5 protein-coding genes and 1 pseudogene are annotated in these 6,539 nt (G+C 44.5%); 1 reads left to right on the top strand and 5 read right to left on the bottom strand.

Annotation, left to right across the window (positions count from 1 at the left end):
* Nucleotides 1-79 precede the first annotated feature (79 nt).
* Entirely contained in the window at nt 80-1,657 is a 1,578-nt protein-coding gene (locus B4Q04_RS21890) for a hypothetical protein (protein WP_088698116.1), read from the top strand.
* A gap of 57 nt (nt 1,658-1,714) precedes the next feature.
* Here the strand turns inward: B4Q04_RS21890 and B4Q04_RS21895 are convergent, their stop codons facing one another.
* The 5 genes and pseudogenes from B4Q04_RS21895 to B4Q04_RS22565 all read right to left on the bottom strand — a co-directional run.
* The gene (locus B4Q04_RS21895; protein ID WP_088698117.1) at nt 1,715-2,629 is read right to left on the bottom strand and encodes an alpha/beta hydrolase; all 915 of its coding nucleotides are present in this window, start codon (nt 2,627-2,629) and stop codon (nt 1,715-1,717) included.
* 14 nt (nt 2,630-2,643) lie between these two features.
* Nucleotides 2,644-3,372, bottom strand: coding sequence for a M15 family metallopeptidase (locus B4Q04_RS21900; RefSeq protein WP_088698118.1), 729 nt, complete (start codon nt 3,370-3,372; stop codon nt 2,644-2,646).
* Between the two features lie 86 nt (nt 3,373-3,458).
* Nucleotides 3,459-5,315, bottom strand: a complete 1,857-nt coding sequence (locus B4Q04_RS21905; protein WP_088698119.1) for a DUF5060 domain-containing protein — start codon at nt 5,313-5,315, stop codon at nt 3,459-3,461.
* A gap of 196 nt (nt 5,316-5,511) precedes the next feature.
* Complete coding sequence (locus tag B4Q04_RS21910) at nt 5,512-6,333, bottom strand: sugar phosphate isomerase/epimerase family protein (protein WP_013994512.1); 822 nt, start codon at nt 6,331-6,333, stop codon at nt 5,512-5,514.
* A gap of 78 nt (nt 6,334-6,411) precedes the next feature.
* Nucleotides 6,412-6,539, bottom strand: a pseudogene (locus B4Q04_RS22565) (gluconate 2-dehydrogenase subunit 3 family protein); the annotation flags it as partial.

Genomic DNA, 6,539 nt, shown 5'->3' on the forward strand with positions numbered 1-6,539 from the left:
TTAAAGAATTCCTCAATTTTCTGTGCAACATCTTTTTTATCAAATCGTTGTTATTTTTTTAACCAAACCTTCCGTATATATGAAGTACGCTCTAAAAGAACTGACCTACATTTTCTTTTTGATTTTTTGCATCGCGTGTTCAAAGGACGAAGAAGACCATGCGCAAGAAATCGATTCTCCCGATATTAGCACCGGAAGCATAAAAATTTGCGAGGCCAAAGGCAATGGCAAACTTTATGAAGTCGGGCCGGGAAAAGAATATGAAAACATTATCGATGTCCCTACCGAAAATTTAGGACCCGGCGATGCCGTTCGAATCTATGCAAAAGACAAACCCTATTACGAACGTATCATCATAAGTACCCGAGGCACTGAAACCGAACCGATCTGCGTTTGTGGGGTTCCCGATGAAAATAGAAAACTACCTGTTTTAGACGGCACAAATTCTAGGGTAAGACCCATTGACCTCCGTTCGTATTTTAATTCTACCATAGCCTATCTCGGTATGGTCATAATTAGCGCAACATCCGACAACCACCCAGAGTATATCAATATCAGCAACCTACAGATACAAGGGGCGCATCAATACAAAGAAGACGACTCTCAAAAAACATATGAAATGGGTTCCGAAAAGCTAAAGCCCTTTTCAAGGGCCGCCTCCGGTATTTATATGCGGGGTGCCCATATCGAAGTGAACAACTGTATCATCACACATAACGGAAATGGCATTTTCGGCGCCTATAACAGCCCTAAAGACCCCTTGATAGATGTACGGTTGAACAACAACATCATTAAAGGCAATGGCACCTTCAACGTTTCCCAACAACACAATATTTATATCGAGGCGGATGGCCTTGTTTCCATAGGAAATCAATTCGGGCCCGTTCGCGAAGGTTCCCATGGAGCAAACTACAAAAGCCGGTCGGCAGGTGATGTTATCATGTACAATCGTTTTGTCGGCCCTGCAGCAAGACAGATCAACCTTGCCGAAACAGAAAATGCCGTAGATTACTTTCCGCAGTTAGATTCCTTTAAGACCACCTATTTTGCGGGTAATATCATAGAAGGAAGCAATCCGGGAGCCGGTACTATTTTGCATTACGGAAACGATGTCGATTCCGCATCGCCCGATGGCAAAGGAAATAGAAAAGGGACCTTGTATTGCTACAACAATACTTTTGTTTTAAAAGGAAACAACAAAGTAAGCTACCGTAAGATGTTTTTTGACCTAACCTTTTGCGAAGGCAGCTTGGAAGCCTTCAACAATATCCTCTACTATGAGAACGATAGTAGCGATCCCAATATACAGGTGAGCGTACTAAGAAACTCGGGGTCGGTCGACCTATTTTCCAATAATTTGATCAGCGATGCCACCGTATCCGCCTATAGCACCAGGTTTACCGGCGAAGACCAAAAACGTTGTAGCAGCGGTAGCTTGTCATTTGAAACCGTAGCGCAAATGATCGTTCCGGATCAAGACTTTTCAGTCGATCCCGCTAACGCCTATCAACTGCAAACCGGTTCAAAAGCTATTGATTCCGGAATGGAAATTCCGGCCTACGTCAAAAAATTAGAATATCAGTTTAAGTCGCCAAATGGTGTAGAACCTAGGAAAATAAAAGGGAAATCCATAGATATAGGGGCGTATGAATTCTAAATCGAAGCCGATATAACAAAAAACAGCAAGCTAAAAGGCTTGCTGTTTTTTGTTGCCTTACTCTAGGCTTCTTAACCATTCACAGAGGTTGTCCGTCCAAGTTCTTAAATAGGGATCCTTTAGTCCCAAAGAAAAGCCATGGCCTCCCGTCGGATATATATGGAGGGTGGCCGGAACATCGTTTTCCACCAAGGCTTTGTAGAATGCCAAGCTATTTTCGACCGGTACCGCCTTGTCGTCCGTTGCATGCAATAAAAATGTAGGTGGGGTATTTGCCGTGACTTGTTTCTCATTACTAAACCGGTCGAGCGCGCCCGGCTTAGGATTTTTGGTCAACAGGTTAAACTGCGACCCCTTGTGGGTCGATGATTGATCAAAGGTTATTACCGGGTAACAGAGCGCCAGAAAATCGGGTCTGGCACTTAAGGCATCGATTGCATCGATTGGGGCGTATACCTTCTCTTCGAAATGGGTCCCTAAAGTGGAAGCCAAATGCCCTCCAGCGGAAAAGCCCATAGCGCCAATTTTATTGGGGTCGATATGAAAGGTTTCGGCCTTGCTACGCACCAATCTTAGGGCACGTTGGGCATCGATCAACGGAACGTCTTCTTGCTTGGTCTGAGATACCGATGAAGGTAAACGATACTTGACCACTATGCCGGCAATGCCTTTACTGTTCAAAAACTTGGCTACATCGGTACCTTCCCAATCATAGGCGAGAATGTGGTAACCACCCCCAGGAAAAATAAGCATAGCCTGCCCCGTAGCGTTCTTTTTTGAAGGCAAGTACACTTCAATTGTCGGCTCCTGTACCTTACTGATACGCAGTATATCTTTTCGCTCATGGACTTCCTTTTCGTCAGAAGCGACAGCGTTGGGAATTTTGTCTTTGGGCCACAACGGTATTATGGCATCCTGCGAAAAAGCGTTTACACTCATAGCCAATACAATAAACAGTGTTATTTTTTTCATCTTCTTAATGCTCGTTATTGATTACAATTCCATTTAAAATTGGCCACCTTATCGTTTGAGCCGGCCTTTAGGTTATAATGCCACCATTCGGTACGTATCGACCAAAACCCGTGTTTTTCCATGGTTTCCTTCAAGAGTTTACGGTTGGCCAACACCTTTTCCGGCAGATCAAAATTATCGTGATAGGCGCGCTTACCAAAAAAATCGAAATCGGTTCCCATATCGAGTTCTTCCCCTTCCAAAGTTTCCAAGGTGATATCTACCGCCCCACCCTTATTATGTATGGATCCCTTTTTAGGATTGGCCACATACTGTGGGTTGGGCACGATCTTCCACATCTTATACTGTACCGAATTGGGTCGGTAGCAGTCGAAGAACTTTATCCGCACCCCGCTCTTCTTAAATTCCTCGTTCGCCTTCAATAGTGCTTTTGCCGTCTTAACACGGGTATAACACTCCGCGCAATCGTAGACTTTTTCCTTTAAAAAATTATTCTTGGTGGCATAGCGTAGGTCATATGCAAAACCGTCACTAAAATCGGCCAGGCGAACAAAGGTGGTATCGGCTAAATTTTCGAAGGTGCGAAAGGTTTTGGGGGCTGTTTTTTTTTCTTCCTTTAGAAGGGTATCCACCGCTTGGGCAGAGGGCATTACATGTTGTTCGGCTTCCTTTTTCCCAGATGTTGTTTCCTTGCATGCTACGAAACATAGGAGCAAGATAAGCGCACTACAAAAATTCCTCATAAAAATAAATTATCGGTCTGGCACAAAAGGCTTGTCCAGCTTTGATACCTTACCGTTTCTAGATTTTAAACTTTATTCGCAAGATATTACTTTCTAGCTATAACAATTACCCAATCTTTCCCTTTTTGTCCGTTATAGGCCGATAGCTCCACACTATTGGGCTTGGTTATCTTCCATCCCTCATTTTGCTTATCGTACAACATACCGCCTTCTTTCGGGTCATAAAAAGCAATGGTAAAGGCGCCATCGCCAATCGTCAAGTCGGTGGTTTCGTTCTTGGGAAGATATACGAGGTAAATCTCATCTTTCTTGGCAAAACAATAGGCTTTATCATTACTTAAAAGTTCGTCATGGCACTGCATCGTTTCGTAAGGCAAATGGTCTTCAAAGAACTTTTTGGCATTCGCACTGATATTCCACCAGTTATCGCGGGCCCTGAAGTCCTCTGCAGAGATATCGTTGTTCGGAACGTCCTTACCCCCAAAATACCACGACGTACCGGCCGCGCCCGACATAAGGCTTCCCCATAGGCTGCTGCGCATCACCATATCGTGATTGTTGTTTGCCGCGGTATCGGTGGTAACACCTATGTCCCAATGGCCGATTTCATCGAGGTAGACCACCCACGGCTTTTTCTTCTTTCTGGAAAGATCCAACCATTTTTTTACTTCTTTATGTACCTCGGTAGTATCGTACATCTGCAATGAGGGGATCTCGAAATTACGATACCCCAACATGGGCGTGAACGTTTCCTTAATGGGATCCAATGGCCTACCTTCCCTCCGTTCGCCCGTAACCCGAACGTGGTTGTGTACGGCTATGGGGTGTTCGTAAGGATCTATACTGCGAATATAATCGGCATAACTTTTCAACTGTTCGGGGCTACGGTTGGTTTCTTCGCCCAAATTCCAAACAATTCCCAAGTGATGGCCAAAACGCGCTACAAGCTCTTTGTAGAAAAGCTTTCGTTCCAGCCCTAGTTCTCCCTGGTTCAAAACGGTATCGTTCTCCGTTTCTTGGGTAAATACGTTCATGGCCATGCCCAGTCGGTCCATATGGGTAAAAACGGTTTCCCATTGGTCCAGTTTACTGACATCGTAGCGGGTCTGTTCATCAGGTGCTATCCAGGGCCATACATCATTGCCATCGCCATTTTCGTTCATGACCAAAAAATAAAGGCTGTTCATGCCCTTGCCCGAGAGGTAGTTCAAGGCACCGACTATCCCCTTGCCCCTATCATCGCCCCAAACGGGATCGTTTTCCTTCCAATCATCAACATGTGTCGGATATTCATGGAGCCCATCGTTCAGTGTGGGGGTCGCAGGCCCTCCGTTATCGTAGGTGCCATCAAATTCTGAATAGGCCAAAAAGTTTTCCGGACTACCGACCCCGTTCTTTAAAAAGGGTTTATGGGTTTCACTCTGTTTTAAGTAATGTGTTCCGTTATATGCAAGTTTTCCTGTACGGTAAAAGCCAACTGCGGTAGTGTCTACGGACCCTACTTCAAATTCCCCTTTTATATCCCAGATATATTCGTTCTTTTTAGGAAGCGAAAACTGTTTGACGGCAATATTCCTGCCTTCCATCAAGAAGGCCCTGAACTTCCATATTCCGATGGTATTGGGCGAAAATTTCACCCTCCACTTGTTTCCGGCATCGGCACTGGAATTTGCAGCATCCCCATCCGCCGCAAAATAACCATGAACGTTATAGGTGGTATCCTTATTTGAAAAATTGACGACCAAGGAATAATCTAAAAACGGATTTATAGAATCGGTCTCCGATACCTGTGGACCCTCGAAGGTTAAGGTCACGGGCTGCCATTTGCGTAAGGTTCCTTCCAAATCGTAACTATCGGAAAGGTCTTTTTCATTACAGCCGCAGAGCAGTAAAATAAACGCACAGAGACCTACAAAATATAGCTTAACGGGGTGGGAATACATAAGTAGTATATTGATTTTATACCTGCATAAGATAGGTATTTTTTCCTTGAAAAAACGAACCTATCCGCAAATACACATTTGATTTTACGGCGGTCCTCTCCCTCGGTTATCGGGTCGGGGCGTATCGGTTTCTATCCACAAAAGACAAAGCCCCGCTTTTAAGGCGGGGCTTGAAGTCTCAATCATAAGGAAGGGATTATTTCTCCAGCCCTTTTAAGTATTCTAAACTAAGTGGCACCTGTTCTACCACTCTCGAAGATTCATCTTCAATGAACATATATTCGATACCCAGTTTCTTGGCTTCGGCAACAATACCGGCAATATCTACTTGACCTTGCCCCAAGACGACATTGGTCTCATGATCTTCTTGGCCCGTGTTGTTCCCTTTTACCCCTTTCTCCATATCCTTCAAGTGAAGCAAGGTAAACTTTGAGGGATATTTTTTCATCAAGGCCAATGGATCGGCACCCCCGTGTTGGGCCCAAAACACATCTAACTCAAAGGTATAGTCCGTAGCATTCTGAACCATATAATCGAACAAGGTTCCATCTTCATAGGGTCGAAATTCGTATCCATGCGGATGGTAGGCCAAAGTGATACCGTTCTTTTTCAGCAATTTCCCCGCCGCATTGAACACCTTTGAGGCATGCTGCGTCTCTTCCAAGTCCCATTTATTATCATCGTGGGGTACCCAGGCGCACATGACATATTTGGCGCCATAGGCCTTGGCATTTTTCACGACTTGCTGTGGATTTTTTTCCAATTCTTCAAATTTGGCCCCTACGCTTACTACATCAAGATGATTTGTTTTTAGTAGTTTCTTGAAATCCTTTAGCGAAAGACCATAGGTTTCCCCTCCTTCTATTTTTGTGATTCCCCATCCTTCGATAAGTTTGAGCGTACCGGGAACATCGGTTTTAAACTGATTCCGTAAACTGTATAACTGCAGGCCTACCTCTTGTGCCGACAAGGACACGGTAAGGAAGCCTATGATTAAAAATGCACTAATTTTTTTCATTTTCCGATTTTAATTAAATCTATGGGTTTCCCCATATGGTGTTACAATTAAAGGCCGCTATAGAAAGCGGCCCTTCAACTATGTCAAAAGATTTCCATTTTCGTCCCATTCGGCAATGTCGTTCCTTTTGCTTTGGTCGACACATTTGGCGATCCATTCGGGATCGTATTCCACGCCGTGCTTCTTGAGCACCTCGTCGGGCACCC

Source organism: Zobellia sp. OII3 (genome assembly GCF_002211465.1).
GTDB classification, from domain to species: Bacteria; Bacteroidota; Bacteroidia; order Flavobacteriales; family Flavobacteriaceae; genus Zobellia; species Zobellia galactanivorans.

Bases quoted from the DNA above. Each gene is read 5' to 3' on its own strand.
- B4Q04_RS21890 (WP_088698116.1), top strand. From the start codon at position 80: ATGAAGTACGCTCTAAAAGAACTGACCTACATTTTCTTTTTGATTTTT.
- B4Q04_RS21895 (WP_088698117.1), bottom strand. From the start codon at position 2,629: ATGAAAAAAATAACACTGTTTATTGTATTGGCTATGAGTGTAAACGCT.
- B4Q04_RS21910 (WP_013994512.1), bottom strand. From the start codon at position 6,333: ATGAAAAAAATTAGTGCATTTTTAATCATAGGCTTCCTTACCGTGTCC.
- B4Q04_RS21905 (WP_088698119.1), bottom strand. From the start codon at position 5,315: ATGTATTCCCACCCCGTTAAGCTATATTTTGTAGGTCTCTGTGCGTTT.
- B4Q04_RS21900 (WP_088698118.1), bottom strand. From the start codon at position 3,372: ATGAGGAATTTTTGTAGTGCGCTTATCTTGCTCCTATGTTTCGTAGCA.